The sequence below is a fragment of the Enterobacter cloacae complex sp. ECNIH7 genome, from assembly GCF_002208095.1.
GTDB lineage: Bacteria > Pseudomonadota > Gammaproteobacteria > Enterobacterales > Enterobacteriaceae > Enterobacter > Enterobacter cloacae_M.
In genome coordinates, this window is record NZ_CP017990.1 from 3717530 (window position 1) to 3731380 (window position 13851).

General features: G+C 55.9%; 17 protein-coding genes. 2 read left to right on the plus strand and 15 right to left on the minus strand.

The window, feature by feature from the left end; translation table 11 throughout:
- Positions 1-48 precede the first annotated feature (48 nt).
- Genes yfhb through murQ form a run of 3 tightly spaced genes read right to left on the minus strand, consistent with a single transcriptional unit; the run spans position 49 to position 2954 of the window.
- A complete protein-coding gene (gene yfhb, locus WM95_RS18210) occupies positions 49-684 on the minus strand; it encodes a phosphatidylglycerophosphatase C (protein ID WP_023308841.1) in 636 nt (211 codons plus the stop codon).
- Between the two features lie 3 nt (positions 685-687).
- Positions 688-2049, minus strand: coding sequence for a PTS transporter subunit EIIC (locus WM95_RS18215; protein WP_023308842.1), 1362 nt, complete (start codon positions 2047-2049; stop codon positions 688-690).
- Between the two features lie 11 nt (positions 2050-2060).
- Entirely contained in the window at positions 2061-2954 is an 894-nt protein-coding gene (gene murQ, locus WM95_RS18220) for an N-acetylmuramic acid 6-phosphate etherase (protein WP_063408955.1), read from the minus strand.
- Between the two features lie 117 nt (positions 2955-3071).
- Here murQ and WM95_RS18225 point away from each other — a divergent pair, with 117 nt between their 5' ends.
- Together WM95_RS18225 and WM95_RS18230 are read left to right on the plus strand one after the other, a co-directional pair.
- A complete protein-coding gene (locus tag WM95_RS18225) occupies positions 3072-3920 on the plus strand; it encodes a MurR/RpiR family transcriptional regulator (protein ID WP_023308844.1) in 849 nt (282 codons plus the stop codon).
- Between the two features lie 46 nt (positions 3921-3966).
- A complete protein-coding gene (locus WM95_RS18230; protein WP_008502177.1) occupies positions 3967-4227 on the plus strand; it encodes a YfhL family 4Fe-4S dicluster ferredoxin in 261 nt (86 codons plus the stop codon).
- Here the strand turns inward: WM95_RS18230 and acpS are convergent.
- From acpS to rseD, 12 genes are all read right to left on the minus strand, one after another.
- Complete coding sequence (gene acpS / locus WM95_RS18235; RefSeq protein WP_023294331.1) at positions 4224-4604, minus strand: holo-ACP synthase; 381 nt, start codon at positions 4602-4604, stop codon at positions 4224-4226. The genes WM95_RS18230 and acpS overlap by 4 nt on opposite strands.
- Positions 4604-5335, minus strand: a complete 732-nt coding sequence (pdxJ, locus tag WM95_RS18240; protein ID WP_032659491.1) for a pyridoxine 5'-phosphate synthase — start codon at positions 5333-5335, stop codon at positions 4604-4606. Before pdxJ ends, acpS begins: the two co-directional genes overlap by 1 nt.
- A 75-nt stretch (positions 5336-5410) precedes the next feature.
- On the minus strand, positions 5411-6118 hold the full coding sequence (gene recO, locus WM95_RS18245) for a DNA repair protein RecO (RefSeq protein ID WP_023308846.1): 708 nt from the start codon (positions 6116-6118) through the stop codon (positions 5411-5413).
- A 17-nt stretch (positions 6119-6135) separates the two neighbouring features.
- Positions 6136-7041, minus strand: a complete 906-nt coding sequence (gene era, locus WM95_RS18250; protein ID WP_023308847.1) for a GTPase Era — start codon at positions 7039-7041, stop codon at positions 6136-6138.
- A complete protein-coding gene (rnc, locus tag WM95_RS18255) occupies positions 7038-7718 on the minus strand; it encodes a ribonuclease III (RefSeq protein ID WP_003860711.1) in 681 nt (226 codons plus the stop codon). Before rnc ends, era begins: the two co-directional genes overlap by 4 nt.
- A 222-nt stretch (positions 7719-7940) precedes the next feature.
- Complete coding sequence (gene lepB / locus WM95_RS18265) at positions 7941-8915, minus strand: signal peptidase I (RefSeq protein WP_063408956.1); 975 nt, start codon at positions 8913-8915, stop codon at positions 7941-7943.
- Between the two features lie 15 nt (positions 8916-8930).
- A complete protein-coding gene (gene lepA, locus WM95_RS18270; protein WP_023308849.1) occupies positions 8931-10730 on the minus strand; it encodes a translation elongation factor 4 in 1800 nt (599 codons plus the stop codon).
- Positions 10731-10915: 185 nt separating this feature from the next.
- The gene (gene rseC, locus WM95_RS18275) at positions 10916-11392 is read right to left on the minus strand and encodes a SoxR-reducing system protein RseC (RefSeq protein ID WP_045399436.1); all 477 of its coding nucleotides are present in this window, start codon (positions 11390-11392) and stop codon (positions 10916-10918) included.
- Entirely contained in the window at positions 11389-12342 is a 954-nt protein-coding gene (rseB, locus tag WM95_RS18280) for a sigma-E factor regulatory protein RseB (RefSeq protein ID WP_023308851.1), read from the minus strand. The genes rseC and rseB overlap by 4 nt, the downstream gene beginning before the upstream one ends.
- Complete coding sequence (gene rseA / locus WM95_RS18285) at positions 12342-12992, minus strand: anti-sigma-E factor RseA (RefSeq protein ID WP_008502186.1); 651 nt, start codon at positions 12990-12992, stop codon at positions 12342-12344. The genes rseB and rseA overlap by 1 nt, the downstream gene beginning before the upstream one ends.
- Positions 12993-13023: 31 nt before the next feature.
- Positions 13024-13599 (minus strand): RNA polymerase sigma factor RpoE, encoded by a 576-nt coding sequence (gene rpoE, locus WM95_RS18290; RefSeq protein ID WP_006176728.1) that lies wholly within the window; start codon positions 13597-13599, stop codon positions 13024-13026.
- Positions 13596-13679, minus strand: a complete 84-nt coding sequence (gene rseD / locus WM95_RS27905) for a rpoE leader peptide RseD (RefSeq protein ID WP_223605340.1) — start codon at positions 13677-13679, stop codon at positions 13596-13598. The genes rpoE and rseD overlap by 4 nt, the downstream gene beginning before the upstream one ends.
- Positions 13680-13851: the final 172 nt, after the last annotated feature.

The window sequence follows — 13851 nt, forward strand, 5'->3', positions numbered from 1 at the left end:
CTCCAGTCGAAAAGCGGGCGGCATTATACACGCCAGTTTTAGAGAAGACTATTCGAGTTGCTGAAGTTCGCCTGATGGCGTGACGCGCCAGCGGTGCTGGCAAAAATAGAGCAGCGGGTTGTCCTGCTTGCTGTCGCTGTAGCCGCTGTACAGGCGCAGCGGTGTACCGATGCGTTTTTCCAGCTGAACCACTTTTTCATGCCCCAGGCAGCGCAGGGTCAGCACCCAGCCGCCGTAGCCGCGGCTAATTTGCGTGGCGATAAGATTCACGCGCGGAAGCCAGGGGGTATCAAAATAGACCTGCTCCACCAGCGTCTGCGGGGAGCCCGTAATCAGCCAGATGTCGGCATCGTTAGCGTCGAGGTAGCTGGTCAGGCGCGCCTGCACCACCGGAAAGGCGGCGACGTGGCCGCGAAACCAGTGCGCAAAATCCTTTTCGAGCTGCTTGAGCCGCGCTTCGCTGTGCCCAAAGGTACATCCCCACAGCAGCAAACTCATCGGCCATCGCGCCGCACGGCCTTTCACCAGCAGCGCGATCCCGATAACCGGTAAGAGCGGCAGCACGAGCAGCGCATTCAAAGGCTGACGCCGCAGCAGGTAACGCATAAACGTACCAAACATATCCTGCTGATGCAGCGTTCCATCCAGGTCGAAAAAGACAACGCGACGCGCGTGATTTGCCAAACCTTACTCCTCTGGATCGTTGAAACCTAACAGCCAGGTAAACAGGAACCCGGCGATCACCGCTACTAAATAGCCTAACAGATAGAGCATCACTTTTCCGGTCACGATGGTTAATGCCAGCGGTAAACCGGAAAGCCCAAAGGTGATAACGGTAGCGACTTTCCAGTAGCTGATCAGCGCCCCGCCTACCGCGCCCCCCAGACAGGCGGCGAGGAACGGTTTACCCAGCGGCAGCGTAACGCCGAAAATCAGCGGCTCGCCAATGCCGAGCAGTCCGACCGGGAGCGCGCCTTTAATCATTTTTTTCAGACGCGCGTTGCGGGTTTTCATCAGTACGGCAATTGCCGCGCCGACCTGCCCCACCCCCGCCATCGACAGGATAGGCAGCAGCGCGTTATAGCCGTGCGCCTGTACAAGCTCGACGTGGATCGGCACCAGCCCCTGGTGCAGGCCGGTCAGCACCAGCGGCAGGAAGGTACCGGAAAGCACAGCGCCAACCAGCAGCCCGCCTCGGTCGATAGCCAGAGACGCACCGTGAGCGATGGCTTCAGAGATCCATCCGCCTAGCGGCTGGAGGGCCACAATCGCTACGCTACCGGTAATCAGCGTGGTCAACAGCGGGTTGAGAATCAGCTCGATCGAGCCAGGCAGAACCGCGCGCAGCCTTTTCTCGATCCAGCACATCAGGATGACAACCAGCAGCACGGCGATTACCCCACCGCGGCCCGGCTGGAGCGCCTCGCCAAACAGCGTGATCTGCGCCAGCTGCGGGCTGGACAAGATGCCCGCCATCACCCCGCCCATCGCCAGCGATCCGCCAAACACCTTCGCGGTATTCACCCCGACCAGAATGTTCATGATGGCGAAAACAGCGCTGCCGAAGATCCCGAGAATCCCCAGCAGGTTCGGATACTGCGTGGCGAAATCCCCCACAATATCCGGTCGCTTGAGGATGTTGATGATCCCGGTGATCAGGCCTGAGGCAATAAACGCCGGGATTAGCGGAATAAAGACGTTTGCCAGCTGACGCAGCGCATCGCTCATGGGGGCTTTGTATTTGGCCTTTGCCTGCGCCCTGGTGCGCTCCGCATCGTCCATCGACGCGCTCGCGCTAACGCCCATCAGCGCGCGCATGGCATCGACAACCTGCGCCGCTTTCCCCGGCCCGACGATCAGCTGATGCTGCTGCCCTTGTTTCACGTAGCCGCTGACGCCGGACAGCTGCTTAAGGCGCGGCACGTCAAGCTGGTCGTCGTTATGTACCTCGACGCGCACGCGCGTCATGCAGTTTTCGAGACGCTGAATATTTTTTTCCCCACCGATCCCCTGCAGGATATCGCTGGCGAGCGCTGCTGTTTTGTCCATAGACGCCTCTGTTAGTTTTCTAATGCCGCCCGTAAGAAGCCGTTATGCGCAGCGAGTTTGGCCCTCGCGGCCGCCGCATCCAGCCCGCTCAGGATCATCAGAATGGCCGGTTTAACATCGTGAGCGGTCTGCTTGAGCACCGCCTCTGCCTCTTCACGGCCTGCGCCTGTCGCCTCCATCACCATGCGGCAGGCTCTGTCCACCAGCTTGACGTTGGTGGCCTGCATATCCACCATCAGGTTCTGATAAACCTTGCCGAACTTCACCATCGCGCCGGTGGAGATCATATTGAGCACCAGCTTTTGCGCGGTCCCGGATTTCAGACGCGTGGAGCCGGTGAGCGCTTCCGGCCCGACTACCGGAGAGATAGCGATAGCGGCCACCTGCGCAATCGGGGAACCCGGATTACAGGAGATGGCGACCGTCGTGCAGCCCGTCCGGTTGGCGTATTCCAGCCCGCCAATGACGTACGGGGTGCGCCCGGATGCCGCCAGCCCGACCACCAGATCCTTCGCGGTCAGATTCAGATCCTTCAGGTCATCCTCGCCCAGCTGTTTATTGTCTTCCGCTCCTTCAACGGCTTTCAGCAGCGCGCCGGGTCCACCGGCAATCAGCCCAACGACCAGACCGTGCGGCACCCCAAAGGTGGGCGGACATTCTGACGCATCCAGAACCCCAAGACGCCCGCTGGTGCCCGCCCCCATGTAGATAATTCGACCGCCGGCCTTGAGGGCTTCCGCCGCCGCATCGACCGCTTTCGCCACCTCGGGTAAAGTCTCTTTCACTGCCTGCGCGACCAGCGTATCCTGTTGATTAAAGCGGTTAACCAGCTCCAGGGTGGAGAGCGCATCCAGATCCATGGTTTGTGGGTTACGCGTTTCAGAAACAAGTGAGCCAAGATTCATTTTTGTACCTCAAGAATTTTTAATTCATAATAATCACACTATAATGGAATATAAAATTCATTCAGGCGAGCAAAATTCGTATTTGCGCAGATAATCACATTTTCGCCAGGAGACCCTATGAACTGTTTAATTCGCATTCGCCAGCGTTATGCAGGCTTTGCCCAAAGCGACAAGAAGCTGGCGGATTTTCTGCTTTCTCAACCCGATCATGCACGCCACCTCAGCTCGCAGCAGCTGGCGAGTGAAGCCGGCGTGAGCCAGTCCAGCGTGGTGAAGTTTGCCCAGAAGATTGGCTTTAAGGGGTTCCCCGCCCTCAAGCTGGCGATCAGCGAAGCGCTGGTGAGCAACCCCAACCCGCAGTCAATGCCGGTGCATAATCAGATCCGCGGCGATGACCCGATGCGGCTGGTTGGCGAAAAGCTGATCAAAGAGAACGTGGCGGCTATGCACGCGACGCTTGACGTGAATACGGAAGAGAAGCTGCTGGAGAGCGTAGCGATGCTGCGCGGCGCGCGGCGCATCATCCTGACCGGTATCGGGGCGTCCGGACTTGTGGCGCGTAACTTTGGCTGGAAGCTGACGAAAATTGGGCTTAACGCCATCGTCGAGCAGGATATGCACGCCCTGCTGGCGACCGTACAGGCGATGGATCCTGACGATCTGCTGCTGGCTATCTCCTACTCCGGCGAGCGTCGAGAGATCAACATGGCAACCGATGAAGCGCTGCGCGTCGGCGGTAAAATTCTGGCGATCACCGGTTTTACCCCGAATGCCCTGCAGCAGCGGGCCACGCGCTGTTTATATACCATTGCCGAAGAGCAGGCCACGCGCAGCGCGGCTATCTCGTCCACCAGCGCGCAAATGATGCTGACGGACCTGCTGTTTATGGCGCTGGTGCAGCAGGATCTGGAGCGCGCGCCCGAACGCATTCGTCACAGCGAAGAACTGGTAAAGAAACTGGTTTGACGCTTATAATGCCCGCCCGGTTTGTGTTGTTTCTGAGAATTTCCTGATGGCGCTGTTAATTACCAAAAAATGCATTAATTGCGATATGTGCGAGCCCGAATGCCCGAACCAGGCGATTTCGATGGGCGACAGCATTTATGAGATTAACAGCGACCGCTGCACGGAATGCATCGGCCACTATGAAACGCCGACCTGTCAGAAAGTGTGCCCGATCCCGAATACCATCCTGAAGGATCCGGCCCACGTTGAGAGCGAAGAGCAGCTATGGGATAAGTTTGTCCTGATGCACCACGCGGACAAACTTTAACTTTCGATGATCACCGTCGCGCTGGCATAGTGGCGTTCATCCGCGATCGTCACGTGCATGTGATTCACCCCCAGCTTTTCCGCCAGCTTTTGCGCTTCTCCCCACAGACGCAGGCTCGGTTTGCCCAGCTCATCGTTAAACACTTCGAACTGATTAAACGCCAGGCCGTTACGAATGCCGGTCCCGAAGGCTTTGGCCGCCGCCTCTTTTACCGCAAATCGCTTTGCCAGAAAGCGCACCGGCTGCTGATGCGCTTCCCAGATGGCCCACTCGTTATCGCTCAGAACGCGTCTTGCGAGGCGATCGCCGCTACGGGCGATCACCGCTTCAATACGGGCTATTTCAACGATATCGGTGCCTAAGCCCAGAATGGCCATTACTGACGCGCTTCCTGCATCAGGCGTTTCATTTCTGAAACCGCCTCTTTCAGGCCGCTCATCACCGCGCGGCCAATGATAGCGTGGCCGATGTTCAGCTCGTGCATTTCCGGCAGCGCGGCAATGGCCTTCACGTTATGGTAGGTCAGGCCGTGACCGGCGTTAACCTTCAGGCCCAGGCTTGAGGCGTACGTGGCCGCTTTGGCAATACGCTCCAGCTCTTTGGCCTGCTCGGCGTCGTTTTTGGCATCGGCATAGCAGCCGGTGTGGATTTCGATATACGGTGCGCCCACGTCGGCCGCCGCTTTAATCTGGGCGAAATCGGCGTCGATAAACAGAGAAACCAGGATACCGGCATCCGCCAGGCGCTTGCAGGCATCGCGCATTTTGTCGAGCTGACCGGCCACATCCAGACCGCCTTCGGTGGTTACTTCCTGGCGTTTTTCCGGCACCAGGCAGCAGAAATGCGGCTGGGTCTCGCAGGCAATCGCCAGCATCTCTTCGGTGACCGCCATCTCCAGATTCATACGGGTGTCCAGAGTCTGACGCAGAATGCGCACGTCGCGATCGGTGATATGGCGACGGTCTTCACGCAGGTGAACGGTAATGCCGTCAGCGCCAGCCTGTTCAGCGATAAACGCCGCCTGAACCGGATCGGGATACGCCGTGCCGCGCGCATTACGCAGCGTGGCGATGTGGTCGATGTTGACGCCTAACAGTAATTCAGCCATGACAATCCTCGGTATTTTGGTTCATTTCTCTTCCCCTCTTCCCTCCGGGAGAGGGCTGGGGTGAGGGGTAAAACATTAACGTTTCGGCACAAACTGCCTGAATAATTCGCGGCTCTTTAAGGGCTTGCCGCCAAGATAAGGCTTGAGGGCAATCCGGGTAAAGCGTTTTGCTGCGCGCAGGGTGTCCAGATCGGGAAACTCGCGCTCATACAGCGCCCGGAGCTGGCGCCCGGTAAAGGTGCTGTTGTCTATCACGATACTGGCAATGAAGCCTTTTTCTTCGCGGTAGCGGTAGGTCATGGTGTCTTCTATCTCGTCACCGCTGCCCGCGCAGTGCAGAAAATCTACGCCGTATCCGAGGTGGCCCAGCAGCGCCAGTTCAAAACGACGCAAGGCGGGTTCGGGCGTGCCGGTTCCGCCAGCCAGCGCCTGGATACAGTGCAGATAATCGAAGAAAAGTTCAGAGAAGCGGGTCTCATGTTCAAGAACGCGTGAGATGAGTTCGTTGACATACAGACCGCTATAGAGCGTGATGCCGGAAAGAGGAAGCGCCAGGGAGACGGCTTCAGCGCTGCGCAGGGTTTTCACTTCCCCTCGCCCACCGAAGCGTACCAGCAGCGGCGTGAAAGGCTGTAGGGCACCTTTCAGGTTAGAACGTTTGGAACGTGCGCCTTTCGCAACAAGGCGCACGCGGCCCGACTCTTCCGTGAAGACGTCCAGCATAAGGCTGGTTTCGCTCCAGGGACGACTATGCAGGACAAAGGCGCGCTGCCATCCATCCATATGCTCGTCGTCTTAAGTTACTGGTCTTCGCCGTAACCGAGGCTGCGCAGAGCACGCTCATCATCGGCCCAGCCAGATTTCACTTTCACCCACAGTTCGAGGTGAACCGGCGCTTCGAACATCTCCATCATGTCCTTACGGGCTTCAATGCCGATGGTTTTGATCTTGGCCCCTTTGTTGCCGATCACCATCTTCTTCTGCCCTTCGCGCTCAACGAGGATCAGGCCGTTGATATCGTAGCCACCGCGCTCGTTGGTCTGGAAACGCTCGATCTCCACCGTTACGGAGTAAGGCAGTTCAGCACCCAGGAAACGCATCAGCTTTTCACGGATGATTTCAGACGCCATAAAGCGCTGAGAGCGATCGGTGATGTAGTCTTCCGGGAAGTGATGAATCGCTTCCGGAAGGTGCTTACGCACGATGCCCGCGATGGTATCAACGTTCAGGCCGGTCTCAGCAGACAGCGGAACGATGTCGAGAAAGTTCATCTGGCTACCGAGCCACTGCAGATGCGGCAGCAGGTCGGCCTTTTCCTGCACGTTATCAACTTTGTTGACCGCGAGGATGACAGGCGTTTTGCCGTCACGCAGCTTGTTCAGCACCATCTCGTCGTCCGGCGTCCAGCGGGTGCCTTCCACAACGAAAATCACCAGCTCTACATCGCCGATCGAGCTGCTCGCCGCCTTGTTCATCAGGCGGTTGATGGCACGCTTCTCTTCCATGTGCAGGCCAGGGGTATCGACGTAGATCGCCTGATACGCGCCTTCAGTATGGATGCCGACGATGCGGTGACGCGTGGTCTGCGCCTTACGCGAAGTGATAGAAATCTTCTGCCCAAGCAGATTATTCAGCAGGGTGGATTTGCCAACGTTCGGACGTCCGACGATGGCAATAAATCCGCAATAGGTTTTATCTTCGCTCATTCCAGCTCCAGCATTTTTAACGCCTGTTCGGCGGCAGCCTGTTCAGCCTTACGACGGCTTGAACCTGTGCCCACCACCGGTTCACTCAGGCCACTGACCTGGCAATGGATGGTAAATTCCTGATCGTGCGCTTCGCCACGCACCTGTACCACCAGATAAGACGGCAGCGGCAGATGACGACCCTGCAAATATTCCTGCAGACGCGTTTTCGGATCTTTTTGTTTATCGCCCGGGCTGATTTCGTCCAGACGGGTCTGATACCAGTTCAGGATCAGCTTTTCTACGGTCTGGATATCGCTGTCCAGGAACACACCACCAATTAATGCTTCGACCGTATCGGCAAGAATAGATTCACGACGGAAGCCGCCGCTTTTCAGTTCACCCGGTCCAAGACGCAGACATTCGCCCAGTTCAAACTCGCGCGCGATTTCCGCAAGGGTATTACCCCGAACCAGCGTGGCACGCATGCGGCTCATATCACCCTCGTCCACACGCGGGAAACGATGATAAAGCGCATTCGCAATCACGAAACTTAAAATAGAGTCGCCTAAAAACTCGAGACGCTCATTATGTTTGCTGCTGGCACTGCGGTGGGTTAATGCCTGTTGCAACAACTCCTGATGATGAAAAGTGTAGCCCAGCTTCCGTTGAAGCCGATTAATTACGATGGGGTTCATGCGATACCAATAAATGAATGCGTCAAAAATGCAGCACACGAAACCGACCTGAGAAAACCAACGCGGTTTCGTGTGCCGTGGCACCCTTGCAGGGCCAACCTTAAACTTCGGGGGAATATTCTATACACAACGACAGGGGATGTCGTTAGTTCGAAGAGATTTATCGTGGAAATAATTCACGTAGCCGCTAATAAAAGCGGCTACGCGTTCATTTATTGAGAATTAATGGATTCCGCCGATACGATTCAGGCGTACACCGGTCGGCCATTCGCCTTCCTGCTTCTCAAAACTCATCCAGATGGCGGTGGCTTTGCCGACCAGATTCGCTTCCGGCACAAAGCCCCAGTAACGGCTGTCCGCAGAGTTATCGCGGTTGTCACCCATCATGAAGTAATGTCCCGGCGGTACAATCCAGCTCGCCAGCTGCTGGCCCGGCTGGCGATAGTACATACCCAGCTGATCCTGCGCGATTGGCACGGTGAGGATTCGGTGCGTCACATCGCCCAGCGTCTCTTTGCGCTCAACCAGACGGATGCCGTCCTCTTTTGTTTCACCTTTCGGTACCTGGAAGAATCCGCTGGTCGCTTCGCCGCCGTTACGACGGGCAAAGGTCTGCACAAAATCACTTGGCTCAACGTTTGAGTAGGTGATTGGCAGCGCGTTTTCACATGCGGTACCGGAGCTGCAGCCCGGCTGAACGGTGACTTCTTTCGCAACCGGATCGTAAGTCACTTTATCACCCGGCAGACCTACCGCGCGCTTGATGTAGTCCAGGCGCGGATCTTCCGGATATTTAAACACCACGATGTCGCCACGTTTCGGATGACCGGTTTCGATCAGCGTTTTCTGGTAGATAGGATCTTTAATGCCGTAGGCAAACTTCTCTACCAGAATAAAATCACCAATCAGCAGCGTTGGCATCATTGAACCTGATGGGATTTGGAACGGCTCATAAATAAACGAACGTACCACCAGAACAATTGCCAGCACCGGAAATACCGAGGCGCCCGTTTCCAGCCAGCCCGGTTTCGGGCCGACTTTCTTCAGGGTTTTCACGTCAATCCCATCTCCAGTGGCTGCCTGTGCGGCAGCCTGACGTTCACGACGTTTTGGGGCGAAGATAAACTTATCCAGACACCACAGCAGACCTGTCACCAGGGTAGCAATGACCAGGATCAGGGCAAACATGTTCGCCATGCCAACTCCTTAGGGTTATTTGCCGTCTTTACCAACATGAAGGATGGCAAGGAATGCTTCCTGCGGCAGCTCGACGTTACCGACCTGCTTCATACGCTTCTTACCTTCTTTCTGCTTCTGCAGCAGCTTTTTCTTACGGCTGACGTCACCGCCATAGCACTTCGCCAGAACGTTTTTACGCAGCTGTTTCACGGTTGAACGCGCGATAATGTGGTTGCCAATTGCCGCCTGAATCGCGATATCGAACTGCTGACGCGGGATCAGATCTTTCATCTTCTCAACCAGCTCGCGGCCACGGTATGGCGCATTGTCGTTGTGGGTGATCAGCGCCAGCGCATCCACGCGCTCGCCGTTGATCAGCACGTCCACACGCACCATGTTGGAAGCCTGGAAGCGTTTGAAGTTGTAATCCAGTGACGCATAGCCACGGGAGGTCGACTTCAGACGGTCGAAGAAGTCGAGTACCACTTCCGCCATCGGGATTTCGTAGGTCAGCGCCACCTGGTTACCGTGGTAAACCATGTTGGTCTGCACGCCGCGCTTCTCAATACACAGCGTAATGACGTTGCCCAGGAACTCCTGCGGCAGCAGCATGTGACATTCGGCAATCGGCTCACGCAGCTCGTGAATATTGTTCAGCGGCGGCAGCTTGGACGGGCTATCGACGTAGATCACTTCTTTCGAGGTGGTTTCAACTTCATAGACTACGGTCGGCGCGGTGGTGATGAGGTCCAGATCGTATTCACGCTCCAGACGTTCCTGAATGATCTCCATGTGCAGCAGGCCGAGGAAGCCGCAGCGGAAGCCGAAGCCCAGCGCCGTTGAGCTTTCTGGCTCGTAGAACAGTGAAGCATCGTTCAGGCTCAGTTTACCGAGCGCGTCACGGAAGTTTTCGTAGTCGTCAGAGCTGACCGGGAACAGACCCGCGTAAACCTGCGGTTTCACCTTTTTAAAGCCTGGCAGCGCTTTGTCCGCCGGGTTACGTGCGCCGGTCAGGGTATCGCCCACCGGCGCGCCAAGGATGTCTTTAATGGCGCAGACCAGCCAGCCTACCTCGCCGCATGTCAGCTCGGTGCGGTCAACCTGTTTTGGCGTGAAGATACCCAGACGGTCGGCGTTGTAGACCTGTCCGGTACTCATTACCTTGATTTTGTCGCCTTTGCGCATGGTGCCGTTTTTAATACGCACCAGGGAGACAACGCCCAGATAGTTATCGAACCAGGAGTCGATAATCAGCGCCTGCAGCGGGGCATCCGGATCGCCTTCCGGGGCCGGAATATCACGAACCAGACGTTCCAGCACGTCGGTGACGCCGACACCGGTTTTCGCGGAGCAGCGCACGGCATCGGTCGCGTCAATGCCGACAATATCTTCAATCTCTTCCGCTACGCGCTCAGGATCGGCGGCTGGCAGGTCGATCTTGTTCAGAACCGGCACAACTTCGAGATCCATTTCCATCGCGGTGTAGCAGTTTGCCAGGGTCTGGGCTTCAACGCCCTGCCCGGCATCCACCACCAGCAGCGCGCCTTCACAGGCCGCGAGCGAGCGTGAAACTTCATAGGAGAAGTCAACGTGGCCTGGGGTGTCGATAAAGTTCAGTTGATAGGTTTCACCATCAGCCGCTTTGTAATCAAGCGTAACGCTCTGCGCTTTAATGGTGATACCGCGTTCGCGTTCCAGGTCCATGGAGTCCAGAACCTGGGCTTCCATTTCACGATCAGACAGGCCACCGCAAATCTGGATAATACGGTCAGACAGCGTCGACTTACCGTGGTCAATGTGAGCAATGATCGAAAAATTACGTATGTTCTTCATATAGTTAAATAATTATGCCTTACGAATTCCTGGAGGCCGCTGTTCTTAGCCTGACGTTTTTCAGTGCGAAAACGCAGCATTCTACACTACATCCTCGCTACCTGGAAATGCACTTAGAGACTGGTATAGCGTGAAGAAAGGACGTTTTCTGTTTTAGGGTGTAAAAAAAGATAAAGCCCGATGGATCACCGGGCCTCAGAAGAGAGCGTTTCAACACGAAGCTGGTCTGGCGCCAGCCCAACGCTGAGAATGACAGGCTGCCACTCTTCGCGTGCGGCGAGCGTCGGTGAGAGCCCTTTGGCAAGCCAGAATCCCCCCACGCCACCCAATGCGGCACCACACATAGCGGCCACATCGGTACCAAACAGCATCTGAAACAGGCCGCCCATGATAAACAGGCCGACCAGCGGAGAGAGATACACAAGCATAGCGGAGCCGAGCAGGCTGCCTTCCGCGATGCCCAGTTCCACCTTCTGCCCCGCCATCAGCGGCTGTTCGCTTGGTACAGAAATCGTGTGCGATGTTTGCGGCCCGAGCTTATTCAGCACGCGGCTGCCGCAGCCGGCGCGGGATGCGCAGCTATTACAGGAGGCTTTAACATCGCAGCTCACCAGCGCAATGCCGTTCTGCCATGAGACAACCGTCGCCCACTCTTTGATCATTGTGCAGCCCTGAATTTAATGCTGTCGGAGATGCGCTTCGCCGTCTGCGGAGGGAGTTCTCCCACAATGGTGATCTCTGCGTTATCGCGTACCGTTGTACTCACCGTACGGCGCCCGGTACGCAGCATTTGTTCAGCGCTATTTGCCGTTGCGCGATTAATATTCACCGAGAAGCTGAACAAACCATCCGAATAGAGGCGCGATTCTACCGGCGTTTCAATCGTTGGCAGCTGACGTCGGCTGCTGGACACTTCGCTAAACCCTTGCGGGATCCAGGCAGGTACCCAGTTGAAATTAACGGAATCCCCGGCAGGAACAGAAAGCAGCGGCGGCAGGCTGGCCTTAGCCAGATTCTGCATGCTGTTGCCAACCTGATTGTTCACGCTGAAGGAGATAACCCGGAACTGTTCCAGCGTTTCACCGTCACGATCGAGCAGGTCAACACGCATGGGGAGTTTGGTTTCGGCATCAATCCAGACGATATAGCTGTAGCGCGTTCCGTCCCGGGCAACAACGCGAATTACCTCGCACAGTCTGTCCGCGATGCGGGTACGCCCTACCGAAATAAAATCGTAGTAAGGGGCAAGCCGTTTAAAGTCGGTGTAAATGAGTGACGGCAGGGAATCAACGATATAGTCGCCATTCAGCGTGAAAGGCTCCAGGCCTGGCTCAAAATAGCTGATTTCGTTACCACGCTGGACAACTTCCCGACGCGGGCCATCCATCTGTAAAAGCTGGGCGAGCGGCTGGTTATCAAGACGGGCATGACGATAGCGTAACGACTCGACGCCCTGCTTGTTGATGCTGATAAATGCCAACTCGTAATTGAGTGACTGGCTGGCCAGATTCATTTGCTGCAACAACGCCCCGGATGATACATCAGCCGAGGCGTTGGCAGAGAAGAACAGGCTACCCGCCATCAGAGACATGGCGAACCAAAGTTGCTTCATTACTGCGATTGCGTTCCTAAAGTTTGGTTTCCGGGCACCTGCACAGCAGCTTGCTGTGTCTGCGCCTGCTCAAACTGAAGCTGTTCAGAGTGCAGGCGACGCTGCAACTCATAATCCTGCAACATCGCATTAATGCGACGGCGCTGCTCCTGAACCTGCTGTTGCTGGCCGCCGCTGGCGGAAGCATCAGCCGGTACGCCCAGGCTTACCGGGCTGGCTTTGCCCATCATCGGCAGCGTGTTAAACACTGGCGCTTCTGGCTGCTGATTAGTTTCAGACTGAGTATTATAGTGCTGGACGCCAACAATAACTGCAAGCGATACGCATGCAGCCACACCCATTTGGGTAAGCTGGCTGGCCCACGGGCGCACCTTTTGCCAGAACGGCATTTTCTGCCACTGGTGAGGCGCGGGTTGAGCTTCAGGAATCAGCGGGGTGGTCTGATGAACAGGCTCATTCTCAATAGCCGCCATGACGCGGGCTGAGATATCGAAATGGAGAACCTCGCCGGTGTCACCGCGAAGGGTGTCACGGATGAGATGGTAACTCTCCCAGGTCTCTTGCATTTCGGGTGAATGAGACAGCTCGTTGAGCAGCTCACTATCCACCGTTTCACCATCCATTAAAGCGGAAAGTTTTTCTTTCTGCATGCCTAATACCTTTTCCAGTATCCCGCTATCGTCAACGCCTGATAAGCGGTTGAACTTTATTATCAATAGCTTCTCGCGCACGGAAAATTCGTGAACGTACCGTGCCGACCGGACAATCCATGATAGCGGCTATCTCTTCATAGCTCAGACCATCCAGCTCCCGTAACGTAATTGCCATACGTAAATCTTCCGGGAGCGACTCGATCGTGCGAAAAACGATTTGTCTCAGTTCTTCTGACAACATTAAGTTCTCAGGGTTCGAAATTTCTTTCAATGCGCCGCCACTTTCGAAGTTTTCGGCGTCGATTGCGTCCACATCACTTGAAGGCGGACGACGGCCCTGAGCGACCAGATAATTCTTTGCCGTATTGACCGCAATACGGTACAGCCAGGTATAAAAAGCACTATCTCCCCGGAAAGAATCCAGCGCGCGATAGGCCTTAATAAAAGACTCTTGCACCACATCAGGCACATCGCCTGACGGTACATAGCGGGAAACCAGGCTCGCCACCTTATGCTGGTAGCGCACCACCAGTAGGTTAAAGGCTTTCTGATCTCCCTTCTGGACCCGTTCAACCAGGACCTGGTCCGTTAACTGCTCGCTCATCCGAGGTAATGTCTCCCCAAACCTAAATTCCACGCGTTATCGAAACGCCACTCTAAAAATACCGCACTTTGAGCAAGCACCGAATTAGAGTGTCTGATCTTCAATAAGTTCCGTAACGCCTTTGTTTTTGTTCATCGCGCCGCAGACCGTTCATTTTCTCTCATTATAAGTCTGTTCACGATACGCACCACTTTCTGACAAGAAACATCTTTTTCCCGCCAGAAGAGTAACGCAACACAGGCTTTATTTCAC

Bases quoted from the DNA above. Each gene is read 5' to 3' on its own strand.
- WM95_RS18225 (WP_023308844.1), top strand. From the start codon at position 3,072: ATGAACTGTTTAATTCGCATTCGCCAGCGTTATGCAGGCTTTGCCCAA.
- murQ (WP_063408955.1), bottom strand. From the start codon at position 2,954: ATGAATCTTGGCTCACTTGTTTCTGAAACGCGTAACCCACAAACCATG.
- WM95_RS18215 (WP_023308842.1), bottom strand. From the start codon at position 2,049: ATGGACAAAACAGCAGCGCTCGCCAGCGATATCCTGCAGGGGATCGGT.
- WM95_RS18230 (WP_008502177.1), top strand. From the start codon at position 3,967: ATGGCGCTGTTAATTACCAAAAAATGCATTAATTGCGATATGTGCGAG.
- acpS (WP_023294331.1), bottom strand. From the start codon at position 4,604: ATGGCCATTCTGGGCTTAGGCACCGATATCGTTGAAATAGCCCGTATT.
- recO (WP_023308846.1), bottom strand. From the start codon at position 6,118: ATGGATGGATGGCAGCGCGCCTTTGTCCTGCATAGTCGTCCCTGGAGC.
- lepB (WP_063408956.1), bottom strand. From the start codon at position 8,915: ATGGCGAACATGTTTGCCCTGATCCTGGTCATTGCTACCCTGGTGACA.
- rpoE (WP_006176728.1), bottom strand. From the start codon at position 13,599: ATGAGCGAGCAGTTAACGGACCAGGTCCTGGTTGAACGGGTCCAGAAG.
- lepA (WP_023308849.1), bottom strand. From the start codon at position 10,730: ATGAAGAACATACGTAATTTTTCGATCATTGCTCACATTGACCACGGT.
- era (WP_023308847.1), bottom strand. From the start codon at position 7,041: ATGAGCGAAGATAAAACCTATTGCGGATTTATTGCCATCGTCGGACGT.
- rseC (WP_045399436.1), bottom strand. From the start codon at position 11,392: ATGATCAAAGAGTGGGCGACGGTTGTCTCATGGCAGAACGGCATTGCG.
- rnc (WP_003860711.1), bottom strand. From the start codon at position 7,718: ATGAACCCCATCGTAATTAATCGGCTTCAACGGAAGCTGGGCTACACT.
- pdxJ (WP_032659491.1), bottom strand. From the start codon at position 5,335: ATGGCTGAATTACTGTTAGGCGTCAACATCGACCACATCGCCACGCTG.
- rseA (WP_008502186.1), bottom strand. From the start codon at position 12,992: ATGCAGAAAGAAAAACTTTCCGCTTTAATGGATGGTGAAACGGTGGAT.
- rseB (WP_023308851.1), bottom strand. From the start codon at position 12,342: ATGAAGCAACTTTGGTTCGCCATGTCTCTGATGGCGGGTAGCCTGTTC.